We start from the raw sequence: 24616 nt of genomic DNA, 5'->3' as shown, positions 1-24616 counted from the left end.
GTCCTTTACGAGGGAGAGCTGACTTACGACGTCGGAGTCGAGGCGGCGGCTCTGCGTCCTGCCCTCGCGACGGAGATCTGGCGTGCGACTCGGGGGCCGAGCACGGAGATGACGAGCAGAACGCCGGTGACGACGATCTGCGACTGCGCCGAGACATTGAGCAGACTCATCACGTTCTGCAGCGCCCCGAGCAGAAACACCCCCGCGATCGCACCGCCGATCGTGCCCTTGCCGCCGTCGAAGTCGATGCCGCCGAGCAACACCGCGGCGACGACGGAGAGTTCGAGACCGGTGGCGTTGTCGTAGCGGGCGCTGGCGTAGTGCAGCGCCCAGAAGATCCCGGTGAGGGAGGCCATCAGCCCCGTCACCGTGAAAAGGATCAGCTTGTGCCGCTTGACGCGGATGCCGGCGAACCGCGCCGCCTCCTCGTTCGCGCCGATCGCGAACAGGGAGCGTCCGAACGGGGTGGCGTGCAGGACGACCATCGCGACGGCGACCAGTACCAGGAAGGGCAGGAGGGTCTGCGGGATGAAGGTGTTCCCGATGCGTCCGGCCGCGAAGTCCAGGTACTGGGTGGGGAAGTCGGTCACCGCGTCGGAGCCGAGCACGATCTGTGCGATGCCACGGTAGGCGGCCAGGGTACCGATGGTGACGGCGAGGGAGGGCAGCCCGAGCCGGGTGACGAGGAGGCCGTTGACGAGCCCGCAGACCACGCCCAGCAGCAGGCACAGCGGGATGATCGTCTCGATGGCCATTCCGTCGTTCCACAGCTTGCCCATAACGGCGCCGGAGAGGCCGGCCGTCGAGGCGACGGACAGGTCTATCTCGCCGGAGACGACCAGCAACGTCATGGGCAGGGCGATCAGGGCGATCGGCAGGGTGTTGCCGATCAGGAACGACAGGTTCAGGGCGTTGCCGAACCCGTCGACCGTGCCGAACGACACCAGCAGCAGGACGACCAGGAGCGCGCCGACGACCGTGTCCCAGCGGACCGCGCGCGTCAGTGACTCAGGCATGGCGGGCGTTCCTCTTCTTCAGGGCGGAGGCCACGCGCAGCGCGACGACCCGGTCGACCGCGATGGCGAGGATGAGCAGGATGCCGTTGATGGCGAGCACCCACACGGAGCTGACGCCGAGGGCGGGCAGCACGCTGTTGACGGAGGTCAGCAGCAGGGCTCCCAGCGCGGCCCCGTAGACACTGCCGGAGCCGCCGGTGAAGACGACGCCGCCGACCACGACCGCGCTGACGACGGTGAGTTCGTAGCCGTTGCCCGTCCCGGAGTCGACGTTGCCGAACCGGGCCAGGTACATGGCGCCCGCAAGGCCGGCGAGGCCGCCGCAGAAGGTGTACGCGGCCAGGATCCGCTTGCGGACCGGGATACCGGCGAGCCGGGCGGCCTCCGGGTTGGAGCCGAGGGCGTACAGCTCGCGCCCGCTTCCGAAGTGCTTGAGGTAGTACGCCGTCGCCACCAGTACCGCCAGGGCGATCAGCGCCAGCCACGGCACGGCGGAGAGACCGCCCGAACCGAAGTCCACAAAGCCGCCCGGAAGATCGGCCGCCGTGATCTGACGGGAGCCGACCCAGATGGAGTCGACACCGCGGATGATGTAGAGCGTGCCGAGGGTGACGACGAGGGCGGGCACCTGGCCGAGGCTGACGAGCAGGCCGTTGAGCAGGCCGAAGCCCACGCCCAGCAGCACCGCCAGCAGGATGGCGACGAGCGAGTTGCCGCCGCCGTGCAGGAAATCACCGGCGGCGAAGGCGCTGATGCCCAGGGTCGAACCGACCGACAGGTCGACGTTCCTCGTGATCACCACCAGGGACTGGCCGGTGGCGACCAGCACCAGGATGGTCGCGTTCAACAGCAGGTCCTTGATGCCCTGCTCGGACAGGAACTGGCTGTTGCCCGCCTGCGTGATGGCGATCATCACCAGGAAGACGACCAGGATGGCGAGTTCGCGCATCTTGAAGACGCGGTCGACGAGCCGGGTCCCGCTGGACCTGGGCACCTCGGCGACGGGGGTTTCGTCGGGAGTGGTCACCGTCATGCGGCGGCCCTCCCGGTGGCTGCGGCCATCACGGATTCCTCGGTGGCTTCGGCGCGTGGGATCTCAGCGGTCAGGCGGCCCTCGTGCATCACGAGCACGCGATCGGCCATGCCGAGGATCTCGGGCAGGTCGGAGGAGATCATCAGAACGGCCACGCCGTCGGCGGCCAGCTCGCTGAGCAGCCTGTGCACCTCGGCCTTGGTGCCGACGTCGATGCCTCGGGTGGGCTCGTCGACGATCAGCACCCTCGGGCCGGTGGCGAGCCACTTGGCCAGGACCACCTTCTGCTGATTGCCACCGGACAGGGTGTTGACCGTGTCGGCGATCCTGGCGTACTTGACCTGGAGCTTGACGGCCCAGTCGAGGGAACGGCTGCGTTCGGCGCCGCGGTCGACAAGACCAGCACGGACGGTTGTGCGCAGACCGGTCAGGCCGATGTTGCGCTCGATGGACATGTCCATCACCAGGCCCTGGGCGCGCCGGTCCTCGGGGACGAGGGCCAGCCCGGCAGCCATGGCGGTGGAGGGGGCACCGTTGGTGAGCTTGCGCCCCTGGACCTCGACCTCGCCTGCGTCCCAGCGGTCGATGCCGAAGACGGCCCGGGCGACCTCCGTACGGCCCGCGCCGACGAGACCGGCGAGGCCGACGATCTCGCCGTGCCGCACCTCGAAGGAGACATCGGTGAAGACGCCCTCACGGGTCAACCGCCGTACGCTCAGGGCGACTTGGCCGGGCTCGACATCCTGCTTGGGGTACAGCTCGTCGAGGTCGCGGCCGACCATGCGCCGTACCAGGTCGTCCTCGGTCATGCCCTCGACCGGCTCGCTGGAGATCCAGGCGCCGTCGCGCAGGGTGGTGACCCGCCGGCAGATCTCGAAGATCTCCTCCAGCCGGTGCGAGATGAACAGCACCGCGGCGCCCTGTTCGCGCAGGGTGCGTACGACGCCGAAGAGGCGGGCCACCTCGCTGCCGGTGAGGGCGGCGGTCGGTTCGTCCATGATCAGGACGCGGGCCTCGAAGGAGAGGGCCTTGGCGATCTCGACGATCTGCTGGTCGGCGATGGACAGGCCGCGGGCCGGGCGGTCGGGGTCGAGTTCGACGCCGAGACGCTGCATCAGGGCCAGGGTCGCCGCGTGGGTGGCCCTGTGGTCGATACGGCCGAGGGCGCGCCGGGGCTGACGGCCCATGAAGATGTTCTCGGCGATCGAAAGGTCGGGAAAGAGCGTGGGCTCCTGATAGATGACGGCGATGCCGGCGTCGCGGGCGTCGCCGGGCCCGTGGAAGACGACGGTCTCACCGTCGAGCAGCACCCGGCCGGCGTCGGGCCGGTGCACACCGGCAAGGGTCTTGATCAGGGTCGACTTGCCCGCGCCGTTCTCTCCGGCGAGTGCGTGCACCTCGCCGGGGAACAACTCCAGGGAAACGTCTCGCAGGGCGCGCACCGCGCCGAAGGACTTCGAGATGTCCTCGAGCGCCAGTACCGGGGCCGGACCCGTGTCGGACGGGTGGGTCATCAGGGGCTCCTCGACAACGCCGACAAGGGGCTCACGACGTCGTGAAAGGTTTCAACTTGGTTGCCGGGACGTTAGGCGCGTCGGCCATGTCACGTCAATGGGGTCGACTCGAAAAAATTTCGAGAGCTCTTCGAGAGCCAAAGGTCACGGTCGGGCCACGGGCAACAGCCTCTGCCGGAACGCTTGACACTCCTGCGGGGGGCTCTAGGCTTCCCATGCTGAATCGATTCATCCATCGGCCGTTACGGCCAAACGTCACAGGAGCCCTGAAGTGACCGAGCTCGCCGCGGTGAAGGCCGCGCTGAAGACCCAGGCAGTCGAGACGCCGTCGTGGGCGTACGGGAACTCGGGGACCCGGTTCAAGGTGTTCGCGCAGCAGGGCGTTCCCCGTACACCGTGGGAGAAGCTGGCCGACGCGGCGCAGGTGCATGCGGTGACCGGTGTGGCGCCGACGGTCGCGCTGCACATTCCGTGGGACAAGGTGGACGACTACGGTGCCCTGGCGAAGTACGCCGAGGACCAGGGCGTGAAGCTGGGGACGATCAACTCCAACACGTTCCAGGACGACGACTACAGGCTGGGCAGCATCTGCCACCCCGATGCGGCGGTGCGCCGCAAGGCGGTCGACCATCTGCTGGAATGCGTCGACATCATGGACGCCACCGGGTCCAGGGACCTCAAACTGTGGTTCGCCGACGGCACGAACTACCCCGGACAAGACAACCTCCGCGCCCGCCAGGACCGGCTCGCCGAAGGACTCGCCAAGGTCTACGCCCGGCTCGGGGACGGACAGCGGATGCTGCTGGAGTACAAACTCTTCGAACCCGCCTTCTACGCCACCGACGTGCCCGACTGGGGCACCGCCTACACCCACTGCCTCAAGCTCGGCGACAAAGCACAGGTCGTCGTCGACACCGGACACCACGCCCCCGGCACCAACATCGAATTCATCGTCGCCACCCTGCTACGGGAGAACAAACTCGGCGGATTCGACTTCAACTCACGCTTCTACGCCGACGACGACCTCATGGCCGGCGCCGCCGACCCCTTCCAACTCTTCCGGATCATGCACGAAGTCGTCCGCGGCGGCGGCTACACCCACCAGGTCGCCTTCATGCTGGACCAGTGCCACAACATCGAAGCCAAGATCCCCGCCATCATCCGCTCCGTCATGAACGTCCAGGAGGCGACGGCGAAGGCTCTGCTGGTGGACGTGGAGGCGTTGGGGGCGGCCCAGCGCTCCGGCGACGTCCTCGAAGCCAACACCGTACTGATGGACGCCTACAACACCGACGTACGGCCACTACTCGCGCAGCTCCGCCAGGAAATGGGACTCCACCCCGACCCGATCCACGCCTACCACCGCTCCGGATGGGCCGAAAAGATCATCGAAGAACGGATCGGCGGACAGCAAGCCGGATGGGGAGCCTGAACGCTGCACCTCATCTCATCTGCCAGATCCGATTGTTTGCAGACCGCCGACCGGATGTGACTGGCCACGCAGTACCCCGCACCCCTGTAGGGGCACGTCGGATGTCCGCCACCAGTAGTCGGTAACCGACGTCGAGTGTGTCGTGTCTGAGCAGGTCGGCGTGCTGCGTGTGCCAATGCCCCGATGTCAGCTCCTCGGAGAGGGCTGCATGACCTGGCTGGGTTCGACGGCGCGGACGGCCTGCGGTGGCTCGTACGAGCCGGTGCCGACGCCCACGTTGACCACGTCCGCGGCGTTTCCCAGGGCGGAGTGAATGTGTGCGGCGATCCGCTTGGGCCCGTGCGGTCAGGTTTCTTCCATCCCGAACGAGTCGTGGACGGGCCGCACCTCGACCGCCACGACGTGGAAGTCCAGGACGCGTTCGGCGATCTCACGTGCTCGCTCCGGGGTGGCGCAGTCGATCACGTAGTACGCGGTCACGTGGTCCGTGGTGTCCGTGAGCGGGCCGTCCGTCGTGGTCGGGTACGTGCCTTCGCCCTGCCACCGGATGGTCTTCGTGTCCCGGGGCAAGGCCAGCCCGGCTCCGTTCAGCATCTCGCCGGTGCCTTCCAGGTCCTGGTGCAGGGCCTCGTGTCGACGGAAGACCTCCGCGCGTTCGGCGGCGGTCATCGCTTCGGTCGCCGCGGGATCGGCGTACATCAGGACCAGGTACTTCATGCAGCCGCCTCGGCAGTGGGGCCCACGGACGCGGCCGCCCGGACCAGTGCGGCGGTGGCCGTCGAGCAGGACTGCTGGGGCCAGGCGATCGACAGGGTGGCCGGTGGGGCGTCCGGAACCTCGCGGAAGGCGAGTCCCGGGCGCGGGTACCGGGTCGTGACGGATTCGGGCAGCAGGGTCACGATCTCGCCCAGTTCGACCAGGGTGAGCAGCTGGGACAGGTCGGCGATGTGGTGGCGCTCGACGATCATGTCCAGGTAGTCGGCCAGACCGTCGAGGCGACCCACCCCGACCCCCGGGATGGCCAGGTCGGCGAGGGTGAGGTGGTCGCGGGCGGCCAGGGGGTGGGTGGCCGGGAGGGCGGCCAGGCGGCGTTCGACGGTGACCGTTTCGCTGTCCAGACCCGTGTGGTCGAAGGGTTCGTGGATGAGGGCGGCGTCCGCCTCGCCCTGGCGCAGCAGACGGGCCTGGTCGCCCCAGCCGGAGAGGCGGAGCGTGACGGGGAGGGCGGCGGGCTCGGTCGCGTAGCGGGCGAGGATGGGTTCCAGTAGGCCCCCGTCGCCGTCGGCCTTGAGGGCCAGGACCAGTTTCGCGTCCTGGGCGGCCGCGCGCTGTGCCCGTCGGCCGGCCGCCTGCAGGGCGTCGAGCGCGATCCGGGCCTCCCCGAGCAGGACCGTGCCGGCGGGGGTCAGCTCGACGCTGCGGGTGGTGCGCTCGAAGAGGGTGACGCTCAGGTCGGCCTCCAGTTTGCGGATGGCGCGGGAAAGGGGCGGGGCGGAGATGCCCAGCCGTTCGGCTGCGCGGGCGAAGTTGAGTTCTTCGGCCACCGCGACGAAGTAGCGCAGCGATCGGGATTCCACCACCCGGCACCTCCGTTCGGTATTACCCAGAGGGTAACAAGCGGGATCCCTTCGGTCCTTCCGTCTCGCAGGGGTGCGCCGCAGGATCGAAGCACGCGGTCCCCCGGCCCGCCCAGCGGCCGCAGGGTGCCAATTTCCTTGTCGGCGAGCCCTCTTGGAGCCTTTCATGCTTGTCATCACCACTCCCACCGGCCAGATCGGCCGCCAGGTCGTCGACGGTCTCCTCGACGCCCAGGAGCCGGTCCGCGTGATCGCGCGCGACTCCTCCCGGCTGTCTGCGCAGGTGCGCGAGCGTGTCGAGGTCGTCCAGGGCTCGCACCGTGACCTGGATGTCGTCATGGAAGCCTTCGCGGGCGCGGAAGCCGTGTTCTGGGTGGTGCCGCCGGACCCGCGCGCGGAGAACGTCGAAGGCCACTACGTCGACCACACGCGGGCGGCCTGTGAGGCGATCGCCGCCCGGGGCGTCAAGCGGGTCGTCGCCGTGTCGACCATGGGCCGCGGAATCGACAAGCACGCCGGGCACCTGTCGGCTTCGCTGGCCAAGGACCGGATGATCATGGACACGGGTGTGCACTTCCGGGCGCTGCAGCCACCGGCCTTCATGGAGAACCTGCTCTGGCAGGTGGCCGCGATCAGGGACCAGGGCGCGTTCTACTGGCCGCAGCCCGGCGACCGCGTCGTCGCGTCCGTCGCCACCCGGGACATCGCGGCCAAGGCCACCGAACTTCTGCTCGACCGGTCGTGGAGCGGTCAGGAGGGCGTACCCGTGGTCAGCCCCGACGCCCTCTCCCCCGACGGCATGGCACAGGTCCTCTCCGAGGTGCTGGAGCGGCCCGTGAGGTATCAGCAGCTGCCCCTCGACACCTACCGGGCGACGATGCTGGAGCACGGCGCGAGCGAGGCATGGGCGCAGGGGCTGGTCGACATGGCCGTGGCCCAGATCAAGGACGCCTACGACGAGGACCACCGCACCGCCTCGCCCAGCCCCACCACGTTCCGCCAGTGGTGTGAGGAGGTGCTCAGGCCGGCCGTCCTGACCTGAGCCCTGGTTCGCCCTACTCCTCCGGTGCGGCGAACGGATTCCGGATCGCGGCCGGCGGCCAGGCGGGCGCGGTGTACGGCCGCCGGAAGGTACGGCGGCCCGAGCCGACCTCGAACGGCTCACCGTCACCCGGTAGTCGGACCTCGGCCCGGGTGTTCGGCGGGACGAGCACCTCCACCACGAGCGTGCCGTCCTCGATCCGCCAGCCCGCCTCGGCACGGCCGTACGGCGTGTCGTGTGCGGCCTTGGCATACGTCAGGTCACCGCCCGGAACGGGCGCGATGCGCAGCCGACGCCAACCCGGTTCGGCGGCTTCGAGACCTGCGACCGTGCGGTGCAGCCAGTCCGCGACGGCGCCGAGGGCGTAGTGGTTGAAGGAGGTCATCTCGCCGGGGTTGATGCTCCCGTCGGGCAGCATCGAGTCCCACCGCTCCCACACGGTCGTCGCCCCCATGCTCACGGGGTACAGCCAGGACGGGCAGCCCTCCTCCAGGAGCATCCGGTACGCCAGTTGCGCTTCCCCGCCCGCGCACAGGGCGTCGCAGATCAGCGGCGTACCGGCGAATCCGGTGGCGATGCGGAAGCCGGCCTTGCGCACGATGTGAGCCAACCGCCTCGCGGCGCCTCGCCGTTGACGTTCCGTGGGCAGCAGCGCGAAGCACAGGGCGAGCGCGTACGCGGTCTGCGCGTCGCTCGACATGCGCCCGCCCGGGGTGACGAACTCGTCGGCGAACGCCGCCCGCACCGACCGCGCGAGTTCCTCGTAGCGTACGGCGTCGTCCTTCTCCCCCAGCAGCCGCGCCGTCTCGGCGAGCACGTCGGCCGAGCGGGCGACGTATGCGTTGGCGACGAGATCGCCGTCCGTGCGGGCGTCTCCCGGAGCGTTTGGCGGGGCGGCAGGGTCGAGCCAGTCGCCGAGCTGGAAGTCCTGCCGCCACAGGCCGCCGCCCTCCGCGGTGAGGCGGGCGGCGGTCTCCACCCAGGCGCGCATGCTCGGGTACTGGGTGTGCAGCACCGCCGGATCGCCGAAGCACCGGTACAGCGTCCACGGCAGCAGCACGGCGACGTCCGCCCACACCGCGTGCGGGGTGCCGCCGAAGCCGGAAGGCAGGATGTCGGGGACGACCAGCGGGGGCGTGCCGTCGGCGCGGGCGAGTTGTTCGGCGGCCAGGTCGCGCAGCCAGCCGCCGAGCATGCCCGAGCAGTCGTAGAGGAAGGAGGCGGTGGGGGCGAAGACCTGGATGTCGCCGGTCCAGCCGAGGCGTTCGTCGCGCTGGGGGCAGTCGGTGGGGATGTCGAGGAAGTTGCCGCGCATGCCCCATACGACGTTCTCGTGCAGGCGGTTCACGAGCTCGTGCGAGGACTCGAACCAGCCCGTGCGGGTCATGTCGGTGTGCAGGACGACGGCTTCGACCGCCGACGGGTCCAACTTGCCGGGCCAGCCCTCGATTTCGGCGTAGCGGAACCCGTGGAAGGTGAAGCGCGGTTCGTACGTCTCCTCGCCCGTGCCGGCGAGGGTGTACGTGTCGGTGGCGGTGGCGAGACGCAGGGGCCGGACGCCGAGTTCGCCGTGCTCCAGGACTTCCCCGTGCCGCAGGCCGATGGTGTGTCCGGCCGGACCAGAGACGCGGATGCGCAGGCGTCCGACCAGGTTCTGCCCGAAGTCGAGGACGGTCTTCCCGGACGGTGTGGTGAGAACGTCGACGGGGGCGAGGGTCTGGGTGCGGCGCACGGGCGGGCCGGACGGAGCCACCAACTCGGCCTCGGGCAAGGGGAGTTCGGTGACGGGTGACCAGTCGGAGGTGTCATGGCCCGGTTCGGACCAACCGGGGCGGGCCGCCCGAGCGTCGTAGACCTCGCCGTCGTAGAGCTCGGAGCGCAGGATCGGGCCGGTCGTGGCCCGCCAGGTCTCGTCGGTGCCGAGGGTGGTGACGGTGCCGTCGGGATGGGTGACCTCCAGCTGGGCGAGGAGCGCGCGGCGGTCGCCGTAGAGGTTGCGCCGACCGCCGTGGAAGCCGAGACGACCCGTGTACCAGCCCTCTCCGAGGAACGCCCCGATCGCGTTGTCACCCTCGTGCAGCAGACCGGTGACGTCGAAGGTCTGGTAGCGCAGCCGGTGGTGGTAGGAGGTCCAGCCGGGGGCGAGGACGTGGTCGCCGACGCGGTTGCCGTTGATCTCGGCCTCGTAGACGCCGTAGGCCGTGATGTGGAGGCGGGCCGACGTGACCGCCTTGGCGAGGGTGAAGGTGCGCTGCAGGAGCGCCACCGGGAGCGGGGCGTCGGCGGGTTCGTGGTCCGGGGTGACGGGCCGGGCGGTCCAGTCGGTACGGGCGAGCAGCCCCGTCTCCGCCCAGGTGACCGGTGACCATGCGGACGGCTCGGCCCCCTCGCCCCACACCTGGACGCGCACCCCGACGCGGCTGCGCGAGGCGAGCGCTTGGCCCGGCCACTCCACGAGCAGCGAGTCGGCACCCTCGACCCGCCCGGTGTCGGTCAGGACGGTGCCGTCGGTGCCGGTGATTTCGAGCCGGTACGCCCGCTGCGTCCAGCCGGGTGTGTCCGTCTCGGTGCGCCAGCTCAGGCGGGGCCTGCTCTCGCCGATGCCGAGCGGCTCGCGATGGTGTTCCAGGACAGGTGCGGTGACGCGCATCAGATCGCTTCCTTCGCGCGGACGGTGGAGGTGTCCCCTGTGGCCGCAGCCCGGCCCTGCGGAGCGATGGTGCGGACGACCCACACCCCGATCAGACCGGACACGGCCACACACGCCGTAGTGATCCACAGGACGGCCGAACCGCTGACCGCCATCAGGGTGGGGGTGGCCAGGCCGGCGAGACCGCACAGGGCGCGGCTGACGCCGTAGGTCAGTCCCTGGGTGGTCGCGCGCAGTTCCTCGGGGAACGCCTCCTGGGACCAGACCTTGTAGTTGGCCTCGCCGGCGAACTGGTTGACGACGTTGTAGAGGAGCAGGAAGAACACCATCGCCGCGATCACGGCGCCACCGGTCGCCGCGGCCACGGCGAAGGCAAGGACCTGGAGCACCGCGCAGACGTAGAACAGCCGGTCGCGCCAGGGGGTGTCGGCCAGCCGTACGAAGGCGAGCGAGCCGGCCAGGCCGATCGGGAGCCCGGCCAGGCCCATCCCCGTGGCGAGGGTCTGGGAGGCACCGCTGACAGTGGTCAGGAAGTACGTGCCGTACTGGCCCATGGTGTTGGCGGCAAGGTTCCAGGCGAGGTAGAAGCCGCCCGTCGCGAGGAGCGGGACGAGGACCGGCTTGGCGCCGAGGCGGCGCAGCGCCCGCGCGTCGATGCCCTCGCCACCGCCGCCGCGCTCGGCCTCCTCCAGCACGGGAGACAGCCGCATACGGTTGCGCAGCACCCAGCTGACCAGGGCCACGACGGCGAGGTGGGCGAAGAGGAGCTGAGCGGAGAGGTAGCCGAGCGTGGAGGTGCCGAAGCCGATCACGATCGCTGCGGTGATGCCGGCGACCCACATGGTCTGCGTCGCACCGATCAGTCGGCCGCGCACCGAGCGCGGGGAGTGCTCGGAGACCATGGCCAGCGAGGTCGGCAGGTCGGCGCCGGCCGCAAGACCGCCGATGATCATGCCGGCGAAGAGGAAGGCGCTGTTGGGGGCGAAGACCAGCAGGGCGGCACCGATGGCGTAGACGAGGATGTCGATCCCGTACACCCGCTTGCGGCCGAAGCGGTCGGCGAGGCGGCCGCCGACGAGTGAGCCTATGGCGATGGAGAAGGTCAGCGCCGCGCTCAGCGCGCCGAGGCCCCAGGAGGACAGGTGGAAGCGGCTCTGCCACAGACCCAGTGACAGGCCGGAGGAGACGATGATGCCCGAGTCCAGGTAGGAGGCCATGCCGGAGAGGACGGCCAGGCGCCACTGGGAGCGGGTCACCCGGGGTTCGGCGGGCCTGTGCGAGATGGCGTCGTTGCTCATCAAGGCGGCCTTTCTGATGGGGAGTTCGGGGACGGAGGGCGGTGCGCGCCATGAGTGTTGACACGTGTAATCAGCCCTGAATGCAGACGTGAAACGTTTCACGGCATCGTGAGCCCACCACGGCGGCCCGTCAAGGGTTTGGGCAACGAAATCTCCGCACCCTCAGGAACACCCCAGAGTGAGCGCGCCGACGCCTTGACGACATCCCACCAGTGGGACTACGTTCCCTGAAACGATTCAAACAGGGTTCAGAGGTGGTCATGCCAGACCAGTCCGCGGTGAAGGCAGCGCTTGCGGCACAGAAGATCGAGACGCCGTCGTGGGCGTACGGGAACTCGGGGACCCGGTTCAAGGTGTTCGCGCAGCAGGGCGTTCCCCGTACACCGTGGGAGAAGCTGGCCGACGCGGCGCAGGTGCATGCGGTGACCGGTGTGGCGCCGACGGTCGCGCTGCACATTCCGTGGGACAAGGTGGACGACTACGGTGCCCTGGCGAAGTACGCCGAGGACCAGGGCGTGAAGCTGGGGACGATCAACTCCAACACGTTCCAGGACGACGACTACAGGCTGGGCAGCATCTGCCACCCCGATGCGGCGGTGCGCCGCAAGGCGGTCGACCATCTGCTGGAATGCGTCGACATCATGGACGCCACCGGGTCCAGGGACCTCAAACTGTGGTTCGCCGACGGCACGAACTACCCCGGACAAGACAACCTCCGCGCCCGCCAGGACCGGCTCGCCGAAGGACTCGCCAAGGTCTACGCCCGGCTCGGGGACGGACAGCGGATGCTGCTGGAGTACAAACTCTTCGAACCCGCCTTCTACGCCACCGACGTGCCCGACTGGGGCACCGCCTACACCCACTGCCTCAAGCTCGGCGACAAAGCACAGGTCGTCGTCGACACCGGACACCACGCCCCCGGCACCAACATCGAATTCATCGTCGCCACCCTGCTACGGGAGAACAAACTCGGCGGATTCGACTTCAACTCACGCTTCTACGCCGACGACGACCTCATGGCCGGCGCCGCCGACCCCTTCCAACTCTTCCGGATCATGCACGAAGTCGTCCGCGGCGGCGGCTACACCCACCAGGTCGCCTTCATGCTGGACCAGTGCCACAACATCGAAGCCAAGATCCCCGCCATCATCCGCTCCGTCATGAACGTCCAGGAGGCGACGGCGAAGGCTCTGCTGGTGGACGTGGAGGCGTTGGGGGCGGCCCAGCGCTCCGGCGACGTCCTCGAAGCCAACACCGTACTGATGGACGCCTACAACACCGACGTACGGCCACTACTCGCGCAGCTCCGCCAGGAAATGGGACTCCACCCCGACCCGATCCACGCCTACCACCGCTCCGGATGGGCCGAAAAGATCATCGAAGAACGGATCGGCGGACAGCAAGCCGGATGGGGAGCCTGAACGCTGCACCTCATCTCATCTGCCAGATCCGATTGTTTGCAGACCGCCGACCGGTTGTGGCTGGTCGCGCAGTTCCCCGCGCCCCTATCGGGGCGCTGATCCGCACGTAACTTTCGAAGGACTGAATCGACATGGCATCCCACCCCGAAGCCGCCGCTCTGCTGGCCCGGTCCCATCGGCTCGGCTCTGATCCCCGCAATACCAACTACGCGGGAGGTAACGCTTCCGCGAAGGGCACCGACACCGACCCCGTGACCGGTGGTGACGTCGAGTTGATGTGGGTCAAGGGGTCCGGTGGTGACCTCGGCACGCTCACGGAGGCCGGGCTCGCCGCGCTGCGGCTGGATCGGCTGCGGGCCCTGCGGGGGGTCTATCCGGGTGTCGAGCGCGAGGACGAGATGGTCGCCGCGTTCGACTACTGCCTGCACGGCAAGGGGGGTGCGGCGCCCTCCATCGACACCGCGATGCACGGTCTGGTCGATGCCGCGCACGTCGATCATCTGCACCCTGACTCGGGGATCGCGCTCGCCTGTGCGGCCGACGGGGAGAAGCTGACCGCCGAGTGTTTCGGCGACACGGTGGTGTGGGTGCCGTGGCGGCGGCCCGGGTTCCAGCTGGGCCTGGACATCGCGGCGGTCAAGGAGGCCAACCCGCAGGCCGTCGGGTGCATCCTCGGCGGACATGGGATCACTGCCTGGGGCGACACCTCCGAGGAGTGCGAGCGCAACTCGCTGCACATCATCCGGACCGCCGAGGTGTTCCTCGCCGAGCGCGGGAAGGACGAGCCGTTCGGGCCGGTCGTCGAGGGCTACGCGGCGCTACCGGAGGCCGAGCGGCGGGAGCGGGCGGCGGCACTGGCACCGTATGTGCGGGCCGTCGCCTCTCAGGACAAGCCGCAGGTCGGGCACTTCGACGACTCCGATGCCGTCCTGGAGTTCCTGGCGCGGGCCGAGCATCCGCGGCTCGCCGCGCTCGGGACCTCCTGCCCCGACCACTTCCTGCGGACGAAGGTACGGCCGCTCGTGCTCGACCTGCCGCCGGCCGCTCCGCTGGAGGAGGCGATCGCGCGGCTGAAGGAGCTGCACGCCGAGTACCGCGAGGAGTACGCCGCCTACTACCAGCGGCATGCGCTGCCCGACTCCCCCGCGATGCGCGGCGCCGACCCGGCGATCGTGCTGGTGCCGGGTGTGGGCATGTTCAGCTTCGGCAAGGACAAGCAGACTGCGCGGGTGGCAGGCGAGTTCTACGTCAACGCCATCAACGTGATGCGCGGGGCCGAGGCGGTGTCGACGTATGCGCCGATCGAGGAGTCGGAGAAGTTCCGCATCGAGTACTGGGCACTGGAGGAGGCCAAGCTCCAGCGGATGCCGAAGCCCAAGCCGCTCGCCACGCGGGTCGCGCTCGTCACGGGCGCGGGCAGCGGGATCGGGAAGGCCATCGCGGAGCGGCTGGTCGGTGAGGGCGCGTGTGTCGTCGTCGCCGATCTCAATGCGGAGAACGCGGCATCCGTGGCCGAGGAGTTGGGCGGCCCGGACAAGGCCGTCGCCGTTACGGTGGACGTGACGGACGAGGAGCAGATCGCCACGGCCTTCAAGGCGACCGTGCTCGCCTTCGGCGGGGTCGATCTGGTGGTCAACAACGCCGGGATCTCCATCTCCAAGCCGTTGTTGGAGACGTCGGCGCGCGACTGGGACCTGCAGCACGACATCATGGCCCGTGGGTCCTTCCTCGTGTCGCGGGAGGCGGCCCGGGTGATGATCGCGCAGGAGCTGGGCGGTGACGTCGTCTACATCGCTTCCAAGAACGCCGTCTTCGCCGGCCCCAACAACATCGCCTACTCGGCCACCAAGGCCGACCAGGCTCATCAAGTACGGCTGCTGGCAGCGGAGTTGGGTGAGCACGGCATCCGCGTCAACGGGGTCAACCCGGACGGTGTGGTGCGCGGTTCCGGGATCTTCGCGGGCGGCTGGGGTGCGCAGCGGGCGGCGGTGTACGGGGTGCCGGAGGAGAAGCTGGGCGAGTTCTACGCGCAGCGGACGATCCTCAAGCGTGAGGTGCTGCCGGAGCATGTCGCGAACGCCGTGTTCGCGCTGACCGGCGGGGAGCTGACCCACACCACGGGGCTGCACGTCCCGGTCGACGCCGGCGTCGCGGCCGCCTTCCTGCGGTGAGCGCGCTCGTGAAGTCGTACGCCGCGGTCGACCTCGGCGCGTCCAGCGGGCGTGTCATGGTCGGCCGCGTCGGCCCCGACAGCCTGGAGCTGACCGAGGCGCACCGCTTCCCCAACCGGCCCGTCCGGGTGCCCGAGGGGCTGCGGTGGGACATCCTCTCGCTGTACGGGGGTGTCCTGGACGGCCTCAAGGCAGCGGGACAGGTGGATTCCGTCGGCATCGACAGCTGGGCCGTGGACTACGGGCTGCTGGACGCGGACGGGGCACTGCTCGGCAGTCCTGTGCACTACCGGGACTCCCGCACCGAGGGCATCGCCGAGAAGGTGTGGGCGAGCGTGCCCGCGGAGCAGCTGTACGCGGCGACCGGGTTGCAGTACGCGCCCTTCAACACCCTGTACCAGCTGGTCGCGGCGCGGGAGACGGCCCAACTGGCCCATGCCGGGCGGTTGTTGCTCATCCCGGACCTGATGTCCTACTGGCTCACCGGCGAGCAGGGCACCGAGCTCACCAACGCCTCCACCACCCAGCTGATCGACCCCCGGACGCGCGAGTGGTCACACGAGGTCGCCTCCCGGCTCGGCGTCGACCTGGGCCTGTTCGCGCCGCTGCGGCAGCCCGGCGACCCGGCGGGCGTACTGCGGCCGGACGTACTGGAGGAGACCGGTCTTGCGGGTCCGGTTCCGGTGACGACGGTCGGCTCGCACGACACCGCCTCCGCGGTCGCCGCCGTACCGGCGACCGGGGAACGGTTCGCCTACATCTGCACCGGCACCTGGTCCCTGGCGGGCCTGGAGCTGGAGGCGCCGGTGCTGAGCGAGGAAAGCCGGGCCGCCAACTTCACCAACGAGCTGGGGCTGGACGGCACGGTCCGCTATCTGCGCAACATCATGGGCCTGTGGCTGCTCCAGGAGTGCGTACGGGCCTGGGGCGAACCGGAGTTGGGGGAACTGCTGCAGGCGGCGGCCAAGGTGCCGACGCTGCGGTCGGTGGTGGACGCCGGGGATGCGGCGTTCCTGGCGCCCGGGCGGATGCCGGAGCGGATCGCCGAAGCGTGCCGTGTCTCGGGGCAGCCGGTGCCCGAGTCCCCCGCGGAGATCACGCGCTGCATTCTCGACTCGCTCGCCCTGGCCCACCGCCGGGCGATCGAGGACGCCCAGCGGCTGGCCGGGCATCCGGTGGACATCGTCCATGTCGTCGGCGGCGGTACCCGCAACACCCTGCTGTGCCAGCTGACCGCCGACGCCTGCGGGCTGCCTGTGGTGGCGGGTCCGACGGAGGCGGCGGCGCTGGGGAACGTGCTGGTCCAGGCGCGGGCGCACGGGCTGGTCGGCGACCTCGTGGGCGGGCGGCGCCTGCTCACGCGCACCCAGCCGCTGACCCGCTACGAGCCGCGGGGCGACACCACCCGGTGGCGTGAGGCGCAGGCCGGGCTCGCCGGAAGGTGAGGGGGTCTCCCCCACGCCCCGTCCCCCGGCTACCCTTCACTCATCCGATGATCGACCACAAGGAGCCGCGATGCGTGTCGCCCTGTTCCTGACCTGCGTCAACGACACGCTCTATCCGGAGACCGGGCGCGCCGTCGTGAAACTGCTGACCAGGCTGGGCGTCGAGGTCGATTTCCCGATGGCGCAGACCTGCTGCGGGCAAGCCCACTACAACACAGGCTACCGGCATGAGGCGGAGCCGCTGGCCCGGCATTTCTCCGATGTCTTCGGCGAGTACGAGGCGATCGTGACACCCTCCGGGTCCTGCGGGGCGATGGTCCGGGAGCTGTATCCGCGGATGGGTGAGCGGGCGCGGGCCGAGGGACGCGGGGATACGCTCGCGGCGACGCTCGCTCCCGTCGTCCCGAAGACGTACGAGCTGACCGAGTTCCTGGTGGATGTGCTCGGGGTGACGGAAGTCGGCGCGTACTACCCGCACACGGTGACCTACCACCCGACCTGTCACGGGCTGCGCGGCCTTGGGCTCGGCGACCGCCCGCGCCGACTGCTCCAGGCCGTGAAGGGCCTGGAGCTGGTCGAGCTGCCGGGGGCCGAGGAGTGTTGCGGCTTCGGGGGCACCTTCGCCCTGAAGAACTCCGATGTCTCGGCGGCGATGGGCGCGGACAAGGTGCGCAACGCCGAGTCGACCGGCGCTCAGGTGCTGTGCGCGGCCGACAACTCCTGTCTGATGCACATCGGCGGGACGATGACACGACTCAGCAGCGGCATGCGGCCGGTGCACATCGCGGAGATCCTGGCGAGCACCGAGGAGGAGCCGGCCGTATGAGCGGGACGTTCGTAGGGATGCCGGCCTTCCCGAAGGCCGCGCACGAGGCAGTCAACAATCCGACGCTGCGCGGCAATCTGCGGCACGCCACGCACACCATCCGCGCCAAGCGGGCGAAAGCCGTGGCGGAGGTGTCCGACTGGGCGGCGCTGCGCGAGGCGGGCAAGCGGATCAAGGACCATACGCTGCGTCATCTGGACCGGTATCTGGAGCAGTTGGAGGAGTCGGTCACGGCCGCGGGCGGCATCGTGCACTGGGCCGCCGACGCCGACGAGGCCAACCGGATCGTGGCGGGCCTGGTGAAGGCGACCGGCGAGACGGAGGTCGTCAAGGTCAAGTCGATGGCCACGCAGGAGATCGGCCTCAACGAAGCCCTCGAAGCCGAGGGCATCCGCGCCTACGAGACCGATCTCGCCGAGCTGATCGTGCAGTTGGGCAAGGACCGGCCCTCCCACATCCTGGTCCCCGCCATCCACCGCAACCGCGGCGAGATCCGGGACATCTTCGAGCGCGAGATGAGCGAGTGGGGCCGCCCGGCCCCCGAGGGCCTGACCGACACGCCCGCCGAACTCGCCGAGGCCGCCCGCCTCCACCTGCGGGAGAAGTTCCTGCGCGCCAAGGTCGGCATCTCCGGCGCCAACTTCATGGTCGCCGAGACCGGCACGCTGGTGGTCGTGGAGTCCGAGGGCAACGGGCGGATGTGCCTGACCCTGCCCGAGACGCTGATCTCGGTCGTCGGCATCGAGAAGATCGTGCCGACCTGGCAGGACCTGGAGGTCTTCCTGCAGACCCTGCCCCGCTCCTCCACCGCCGAGCGCATGAACCCCTACACCTCGACGTGGACCGGCACCACGGACGGCGACGGCCCGCGCACCTTCCACCTGGTGCTGCTCGACAACGGCCGCACCGACACCCTCGCCGACGAGGTCGGCCGCCAGGCCCTGCGCTGCATCCGCTGCTCGGCATGTCTCAACGTCTGCCCGGTGTACGAGCGGGCGGGCGGCCACGCCTACGGCTCGGTGTATCCCGGCCCGATCGGCGCCATCCTCAGCCCCCAACTCCGCGGCACCGCAAGCGAGATCGACGCCTCCCTGCCGTATGCCTCGTCGCTGTGCGGCGCCTGCTACGAGGTCTGCCCGGTCGCCATCGACATCCCCGAGGTCCTGGTCCATCTGCGGGAGCGGGTCGTGGAGGGCGGGCAGGTGACCCGCGAGGGCAACAAGGTGGTGCTGCAGCCGGCGAAGGGACACGCGGCCGAACGGGCGGCGCTGCGCGCGGCCCGCTGGGCGTTCACACACCCGGGTGCCCTGCGCACCGGCCAGCGGCTCGCCTCCCGCACCCGACGCCTCCATCCACGGACGCTGCCCGGTCCGGGCAAGGCGTGGAGCGGCAGCCGGGATCTGCCGTCGGTGCCGGCGGAACCGTTCCGCGACTGGTGGCAGCGTACGAACGGCGGAAAGGACGGCGCGAAGTGAGCAGCAGGGAACGGATCCTGGGCCGGGTGCGGCGCGCACTCGCGGACGTACCGCAGGACGACACTCCGTACGAGCAGGCCGTTTCACGCGAGTATCTACGGGAGCACGGGGAGCGGGGCGTCGAGCAGACGGTGGATCTGCTGGCCGAGAACCTGGCGGACTACCGGGCGATCGTGCATCGCTGCACAGCGGCCGAACTGGCAGCGGTGATCGGCCGGTTGCTCGCCGAGCGGGGCTCGAAGACGGTACTGGTGCCGTCCGGGCTGGACGCGGAGTGGCTCGCGGGGACGGACGCCGAGCGGGTGCCGGATCACGCCGAGAGCACCCCGCACGAGCTGGACCAGGTCGAGAGCGTGGTCACCGGCTGCGCGCTCGCCATCGCCGAGACGGGCACCATCGTCCTGGACGGCGGCCCCGACCAGGGCCGGCGCCGCATCACCCTCGTCCCCGACCACCACATCTGTGTCGTCCGGGTCCCGGAGCAGGTCGTCTCGTCCGTGCCCCAGGCTCTCGAACGCCTAGACCCCGGCCGCCCGTTGACCTGGATCTCCGGCCCGTCGGCGACCAGCGACATCGAACTGGACCGGGTCGAGGGGGTGCACGGTCCGCGCACGCTGGAGGTGGTGCTGGTGAGCGGTCGGCCGAGCGGCGAAGTCAGCTCTTAGCCTCCGTACCGTCAGCGAGCGCGGTGGGTGAGTCGCGGTGATCAGTTCGTGGTGTGTTCAGCCGCAACAGCATCGCCGCCTCCACGCCGACCGACGGCGGCCTGTCGCGCGGGAGCCGGTGCTGCCCTGGCGTGACGAGAGGTCAGGGCAGGCCCGGCAAGTCGAGTACGGCGAGAGTCCTGACGCCTGGTGTTGATCATGTTCGTGGCTCGGCATCCGAGCTCTGCCTTCAGGCGCGGGACAACAGAGTGGCGCCAGAAGTCTGTCAATCCGTTTCGGGGAGGGTTCGGGGCAGTCCGAAGCGCGTCATGACGTCGGTGGTGAAGCTGGTGATGGCTGTGATGTGGTCGCCGGCGGTGGTCAGGACCAGGAGGCAGTAGGCGCGGTAGACACCCGCGTGGAGGTCTGCCAGGTACAGGCCGAAGGCCGGCTGGCCGTTGGCGCGGGTGGGTACTGCGCGGTAGGCGCGGCCGGGGCGGAAGGTGACGGCGGCCAGGATGCGCTGGGCTGTTTCGATGCCGCGGTATTCCAGCATGGCCGGGGGCATGGAGAGCCTCACGTCGGTGACGAACAGTTCGATCAGGGCGTCCAGGTCGGCGCGTTCCATGGCGTCGGTGAACCGGGCGACGAGCCGCTGTTCGACGGCGGTGTCGGGTTGGGGTGCAGACCTACTGCTGCCGCTGGGGTCTGCCAGGTGGTTGTCGACGGTGGCGCGGGCGCGTTTCAGGGCGCTGCTCACGGCTTCCTGGGTGGTGCCGAGCATCTGGGCGACTTCGGCGGCGTGGTAGCCCAGGACGTCGCGGAGGACCAGGGCGGCGCGTTGGCGTGGTGGCAGCAGTTGCAGGGCGGTGATGAAGGCCAGGGAGATGGCCTCGGTGATCTCGTAGCGCGCCTCCGGTCCGGGGCGCCGGTCGACGAGGTGGTCGAGCAGGACGTCGGGGTAGGGCTCCAGCCAGGCCGGGGCGTCGCCGGCACCGGTGGCCGCGCGCAGGTCGACCTCGGGCAGCGGGGCGGCGATGCGGGGGCGTCGGCTGTCGGCGCGCAACATGCTCAGACACCGATTGGTCGCAATCTTGTAGAGCCAGGTCCTGAGCGAGGACCGCCGGCCGAAATCGCCGAGGTTACGCCAGGCGGACACGAGGGTCTCCTGGAGCGCGTCCTCGGCGTCCTGCAAGGATCCCAGGATGCGGTAGCAATGCACCTGCAACTCGTGGGAGTGGCCCTGTACCAGGTCGCGGAACGCCTGCTGATCGCCGGCCCGGGCCCGAGCGATCAGGTCCGTCGTGTCCCTCTCCATCGGCATGCATCCTCGCTCTTCTTCTTCCCGTCGGGGTGCGTTCGGCTCACTCAACGATGAAGACGCCGTCGGTCCGGCGAATTGGGCGGCGGTGCGCCGACCAATTTCGGGTGGACGCCGGCGTCCACCCGGTTGGAGGCGGTCCCGGTCCGGGGCACGCCCCTGACACAGAACAGGACCACAGATCATGGCGAAGTACGTTTTCTCCTTCCGTGTGCCCTCCGACTACGTGCCCGGCGCCGAGACGGCGGCCGAGTGGCAGGCCTGGTTCGGCGGGCTCGGCTCCGCCCTGGTGGACGTCGGCAACGCGGTGACCGGTTACGCCTCGCTCGGCGAGGTCGGCGGCAGCGATTCCCGGATGGTCGCCTACTCGGTGGTGTCCGCCGAGGACATGGACTGCGCGCTGGCGCTGGCCAAGGACTGCCCGGTGCTGCGGGTCGGCGGTGGAGTCGAGGTCGGCCCCGTGATGGAAGCCGCCGGGTCGTGAGCGGCGCAATGACCGCATCGACGGACCCGCCGCGCGGGTCGTTCCTTGCGACCGGACGCGGGAAGGTCACGCTGGCGCTTCTGTGCGCGGTGACGTTCCTGGACGTCATGGACGGCGCGATCGTGAACGTCGCGCTGCCGACCATCCGTACGCATCTGGGGTTCTCGGTGCAGAACCTGCAGTGGGTGGTCAGCGGCTATCTGGTCACCTATGGCGGGTTCCTGCTGCTGGGCGGTCGGGCCGGGGACCTGCTGGGGCGGCGGCGGCTGCTGATCGCCGGGACCGCGCTGTTCGCGGCCTCCTCGCTGGCCTGCGGGTTGGCCGACACCCAGGGTTTGCTGGTCGGCGCCCGGCTCGTCCAGGGCTTCGGGGCGGCGATGATGTCCCCGGCGGCGCTGTCCATCCTGACCACCACCTTCCAGGACTCCGACCGGCACAAGGCGCTGGGCGTGTGGGCCGGGATCAGCGGGATGGCCTCGGCGGTCGGCCTGCTCTTCGGCGGGCTGCTCACCGAGGACTTCGGCTGGCGGTGGGTGTTCTTCGTGAACCTCCCGCTGTGCGCGCTGGTGCTGTTCGGGGCGTTCCGGATCCTGAAGGCCGACCACGGCCGGTCCGTGCCGGAGGGTTTCGACGTGGTCGGCGCGGTGCTGGTCACCGCCGGCATGCTGCTGCTGATCTTCACGTTGGTGAAGGCGCCGGACGAGGGCTGGGGTGCGGGCCGCACCGTCGGCGGGCTGGCCGCCTCGGTGTTGCTGATGGCCGCGTTCGTGGTCAATGAGCAACGGCGCGCCCATCCGTTGGTCCCGCTGTCGATCTTCCGGATCAAGGGCCTGGCCGCGGCCGATGCCACCCAGGTGATCGCCTGGGCCGGGTTCTACTCGATGTTCTTCTTCGTCACTCTGTACATGCAGAACGTCCTGGGCTACTCCCAGCTGCAGTCCGGGCTCTCGTATGTACCGGTGAGCGTCGGCATCGGGTTCGGGTCGACGGTGGCGACGAAGATGTTCGTCCGGACCGGTACCCGCCCGATCATCGTCTCCGGTGCGCTGCTCGCCGCCGGTGGCATCCTGTGGCTGTCCCGCATCCCGGTGGACGGCACCTATCTCGGCAACCTGCTCGCCCCGCTGGTGATCATGGGGGCCGGGCTGGGGCTGCTGTACGCCGGTGTGCAGACGGCCGCGAACGCGGGCGTGCCGGAGGATCGTGCCGGGTTGGCCGCGGCCCTGATCACCACCTCTTTCCAGCTCGGGTCAGCGCTCGGCCTGGCGGTGTTCAGCGGGATCGCGACCAGCCGCACCAGCCACCTGCTGGCCACGCACGCCCCGCCCCCGGAGGCGCTCACCGCCGGATTCCAACGGGCCCTTCTCGTCAGCGCCCTCTGCCTCCTGGCAGCCGGTGTCATCGGGCTGCGCGCCTCCAACACCCGTGGTGAGCCGGCCGCCACGCCAGAAACCCGACAAGACCTGGAACCCTCCTACGACCCCGCATGACATGAAGAGAATTCCGGGGTGGCGTTGAGAGCCATCCCGGGATTTCGTTGTGTCGGGCGTCACCGCCGGGTGCGTATCAGGAGTACGCAATCGGACAGCCGCGGCGCAGCGAGTGCTGGGCGGCGCGCAGATACAGCGCCACGTAGAACGCCGTGTCCAGGTCCTCGCTCCACGGTCCGGGCCGGGTGGCGGCCAGGTTCTTCGCCGGTCCGTCGAGGAACCACGTGGTCAGGTCCAGGTTGTCGTTGGCCGCCGGTATCTCGTCCATCGGCAGTTCGACGGCCGTGGCAAGCCGCTCGGCGAGGCGGAGCACCTGGGGAGCGCCGGCGACCATCGTCTCGTCCGTGTAGGCGGAGTTGACGGGCAGCCAGATCTCCTCGTCGAGGGACAGTGGCACCAGCAGTGTCCAGCCGCAGAGCACTTCCTCTTCGGCCCGTGACAGATGCGAGCGGCACAGCGCGCTGAAGCCGTCCATGGGAGGCACCAGCTTCTCCTCGAACGACATCCCCGAGCCGCGCACGAAGTCCGCCTCCTCGGGCACCGAGGCGTACGGCGGCAGTCCGTCCGCGCCGTCTCAACTCCTCGTCGAGCGAGGAGGCGACGGCTCCTCGGCCGCCCTCCTCCTCGTCGTCCTCGAACCACTCCTGCGCACCGACACTGACGAGATAGATCCCCATGGCCGAAACGTACAAGGCGCCACTGACAACGGGCTTCCTCCTCGCTGGACTGCGCCTTTCAAGCTGGTTCGAAGGCGGTCGAGTCCCGTCCCGGGGGCCACTCCGGGGCAGGCGCTTCGCCGTCCGCCCCCCACATTTTGCGTGACAGCGGGGGTGAACAAGCGCTTAGATAGTAGATCCGACCCATGCCGAGCTGGAGGCCCCGTTGCTGTTCTCATCCGTCGACGACGTCTCCGCGCGTCTGGCCGCGACCGGCTACCTCGCCTCGCCCGCGGTCGCCACGACCGTCTTCCTCGCCGACCGCCTGGGCAAGCCGCTGCTGGTGGAGGGCCCCGCCGGGGTCGGCAAGACGGAGCTCGCCAAGGCCGTGGCCGAGGTGGCGGGTGCGCGGCTGGTCCGGCTGCAGTGCTACGAGGGCGTCGACGAGTCCCGGGCGCTGTACGAGTGGAACCACGCCAAGCAGCTGCTGCGCATCAGCGCCGGCCGCGACGAGACCTGGGACGAGACCCGCACGGACATCTTCAGCGAGGAGTTCCTGCTCACCCGCCCGCTGCTCACCGCCATCCGCGGCGACGACCCCAAGGTGCTGCTGATCGACGAGACCGACAAGGCGGACGTCGAGGTGGAGGGCCTGCTCCTGGAGGTGCTGAGCGACTTCCAGGTCACTGTTCCCGAGCTGGGCACGATCACCGCGACCCGTCGCCCCTTCGTCGTCCTGACCTCGAACGCGAGCCGCGAGCTGTCCGAGGCGCTGCGCCGCCGCTGTCTGTTCCTGCACATCGGCTTCCCCGAGCAGGAGTTGGAGCGCCGGATCGTACGGCTGAAGGTGCCCGGCCTGGACGAGGCGCTGGCCGACTCGGTGGTGCGGGTGGTCGGTGCGCTGCGCGCGATGGACCTGCGCAAGGTGCCCTCGGTCGCCGAGACGATCGACTGGGCGCGCACCCTGCTCGCGCTCGGCGCGGACACCCTCGACGAGAGCGTCGTACGCGACAGCCTGGGCGTCCTGCTCAAGCATCAGGACGACGTCCTCAAGGCGGCCGCCAAGCTCGACCTGGACGCCGTGTGACCGCCCCGGGAGTGGCGGAGCGCCTCACCTCGCT

The 24616-nt window shown here is 69.8% G+C and carries 19 protein-coding genes and 1 pseudogene; 11 read left to right on the top strand and 9 right to left on the bottom strand.

What is annotated here, in order from left to right; translation table 11 throughout:
- Positions 1-23: 23 nt before the first annotated feature.
- From AB0N07_RS11220 to AB0N07_RS11210, 3 genes are read right to left on the bottom strand one after another with little or no spacing between them, the layout of a single operon-like run.
- Complete coding sequence (locus AB0N07_RS11220; RefSeq protein WP_365833973.1) at positions 24-1016, bottom strand: ABC transporter permease; 993 nt, start codon at positions 1014-1016, stop codon at positions 24-26.
- Positions 1009-2049, bottom strand: a complete 1041-nt coding sequence (locus AB0N07_RS11215; protein WP_365833972.1) for an ABC transporter permease — start codon at positions 2047-2049, stop codon at positions 1009-1011. The genes AB0N07_RS11220 and AB0N07_RS11215 overlap by 8 nt, the downstream gene beginning before the upstream one ends.
- Positions 2046-3563, bottom strand: a complete 1518-nt coding sequence (locus AB0N07_RS11210) for a sugar ABC transporter ATP-binding protein (RefSeq protein WP_365833971.1) — start codon at positions 3561-3563, stop codon at positions 2046-2048. The genes AB0N07_RS11215 and AB0N07_RS11210 overlap by 4 nt, the downstream gene beginning before the upstream one ends.
- Before the next feature lie 271 nt (positions 3564-3834).
- On the opposite strand from AB0N07_RS11210, the gene rhaI (AB0N07_RS11205) reads away from it, so the two are divergent.
- Positions 3835-4995 carry an L-rhamnose isomerase gene (gene rhaI / locus AB0N07_RS11205; RefSeq protein ID WP_365833970.1) on the top strand — a complete coding sequence of 387 codons (1161 nt, stop codon included), beginning with the start codon at positions 3835-3837 and terminating at the stop codon, positions 4993-4995.
- A 345-nt stretch (positions 4996-5340) separates the two neighbouring features.
- Here rhaI (AB0N07_RS11205) and AB0N07_RS11200 read toward each other — a convergent pair whose 3' ends face one another.
- The gene (locus AB0N07_RS11200) at positions 5341-5712 is read right to left on the bottom strand and encodes a YciI family protein (RefSeq protein ID WP_365833969.1); all 372 of its coding nucleotides are present in this window, start codon (positions 5710-5712) and stop codon (positions 5341-5343) included.
- A complete protein-coding gene (locus AB0N07_RS11195) occupies positions 5709-6572 on the bottom strand; it encodes a LysR family transcriptional regulator (protein ID WP_365833968.1) in 864 nt (287 codons plus the stop codon). The genes AB0N07_RS11200 and AB0N07_RS11195 overlap by 4 nt, the downstream gene beginning before the upstream one ends.
- 166 nt (positions 6573-6738) lie before the next feature.
- Between AB0N07_RS11195 and AB0N07_RS11190 the strand changes: the two genes are divergently transcribed.
- Positions 6739-7614: an NAD(P)H-binding protein gene (locus AB0N07_RS11190; protein ID WP_365833967.1), complete on the top strand. Its 876-nt coding sequence runs from the start codon at positions 6739-6741 to the stop codon at positions 7612-7614.
- 13 nt (positions 7615-7627) lie between these two features.
- On the opposite strand, the gene AB0N07_RS11185 is transcribed toward AB0N07_RS11190, so the two are convergent.
- Both AB0N07_RS11185 and AB0N07_RS11180 read right to left on the bottom strand, forming a co-directional pair.
- A complete protein-coding gene (locus AB0N07_RS11185) occupies positions 7628-10264 on the bottom strand; it encodes a glycoside hydrolase family 78 protein (RefSeq protein WP_365833966.1) in 2637 nt (878 codons plus the stop codon).
- Positions 10264-11562 carry an MFS transporter gene (locus tag AB0N07_RS11180; RefSeq protein ID WP_365833965.1) on the bottom strand — a complete coding sequence of 433 codons (1299 nt, stop codon included), beginning with the start codon at positions 11560-11562 and terminating at the stop codon, positions 10264-10266. Before AB0N07_RS11180 ends, AB0N07_RS11185 begins: the two co-directional genes overlap by 1 nt.
- A gap of 260 nt (positions 11563-11822) precedes the next feature.
- On the opposite strand from AB0N07_RS11180, the gene rhaI (AB0N07_RS11175) reads away from it, so the two are divergent.
- From rhaI (AB0N07_RS11175) to AB0N07_RS11150, 6 genes are all read left to right on the top strand, one after another.
- Positions 11823-12983 (top strand): L-rhamnose isomerase, encoded by a 1161-nt coding sequence (gene rhaI / locus AB0N07_RS11175; RefSeq protein WP_365833963.1) that lies wholly within the window; start codon positions 11823-11825, stop codon positions 12981-12983.
- A 131-nt stretch (positions 12984-13114) separates the two neighbouring features.
- The gene (locus tag AB0N07_RS11170; protein WP_365833962.1) at positions 13115-15154 is read left to right on the top strand and encodes a bifunctional aldolase/short-chain dehydrogenase; all 2040 of its coding nucleotides are present in this window, start codon (positions 13115-13117) and stop codon (positions 15152-15154) included.
- A gap of 56 nt (positions 15155-15210) precedes the next feature.
- The gene (locus AB0N07_RS11165; protein WP_365834053.1) at positions 15211-16599 is read left to right on the top strand and encodes a rhamnulokinase family protein; all 1389 of its coding nucleotides are present in this window, start codon (positions 15211-15213) and stop codon (positions 16597-16599) included.
- 70 nt (positions 16600-16669) lie between these two features.
- A complete protein-coding gene (locus AB0N07_RS11160; protein WP_365833961.1) occupies positions 16670-17425 on the top strand; it encodes a (Fe-S)-binding protein in 756 nt (251 codons plus the stop codon).
- Positions 17422-18900, top strand: coding sequence for a LutB/LldF family L-lactate oxidation iron-sulfur protein (locus tag AB0N07_RS11155; RefSeq protein WP_365833960.1), 1479 nt, complete (start codon positions 17422-17424; stop codon positions 18898-18900). The genes AB0N07_RS11160 and AB0N07_RS11155 overlap by 4 nt, the downstream gene beginning before the upstream one ends.
- On the top strand, positions 18897-19565 hold the full coding sequence (locus tag AB0N07_RS11150) for a lactate utilization protein C (RefSeq protein WP_365833959.1): 669 nt from the start codon (positions 18897-18899) through the stop codon (positions 19563-19565). The genes AB0N07_RS11155 and AB0N07_RS11150 overlap by 4 nt, the downstream gene beginning before the upstream one ends.
- Before the next feature lie 265 nt (positions 19566-19830).
- On the opposite strand, the gene AB0N07_RS11145 is transcribed toward AB0N07_RS11150, so the two are convergent.
- Entirely contained in the window at positions 19831-20862 is a 1032-nt protein-coding gene (locus tag AB0N07_RS11145) for an RNA polymerase subunit sigma-70 (protein ID WP_365833958.1), read from the bottom strand.
- A gap of 187 nt (positions 20863-21049) precedes the next feature.
- Between AB0N07_RS11145 and AB0N07_RS11140 the strand changes: the two genes are divergently transcribed.
- Positions 21050-21349, top strand: coding sequence for a hypothetical protein (locus AB0N07_RS11140; RefSeq protein ID WP_365833956.1), 300 nt, complete (start codon positions 21050-21052; stop codon positions 21347-21349).
- An 8-nt stretch (positions 21350-21357) separates the two neighbouring features.
- Positions 21358-22839, top strand: coding sequence for an MFS transporter (locus AB0N07_RS11135; RefSeq protein ID WP_365833955.1), 1482 nt, complete (start codon positions 21358-21360; stop codon positions 22837-22839).
- A gap of 76 nt (positions 22840-22915) precedes the next feature.
- On the opposite strand, the pseudogene AB0N07_RS11130 reads toward AB0N07_RS11135, so the two are convergent.
- Positions 22916-23516 (bottom strand): annotated as a pseudogene (locus tag AB0N07_RS11130) (hypothetical protein).
- Between the two features lie 208 nt (positions 23517-23724).
- Between AB0N07_RS11130 and AB0N07_RS11125 the strand changes: the two are divergent.
- The gene (locus AB0N07_RS11125; protein ID WP_365834052.1) at positions 23725-24582 is read left to right on the top strand and encodes a MoxR family ATPase; all 858 of its coding nucleotides are present in this window, start codon (positions 23725-23727) and stop codon (positions 24580-24582) included.
- Positions 24583-24616 lie beyond the last annotated feature (34 nt).

The organism is Streptomyces sp. NPDC051172 (assembly GCF_040682555.1).
Classification (GTDB): domain Bacteria; phylum Actinomycetota; class Actinomycetes; order Streptomycetales; family Streptomycetaceae; genus Streptomyces.
The sequence above is the reverse complement of the archived record's forward strand: the minus strand, read 5'-3'. Positions and strand labels throughout refer to the sequence as shown.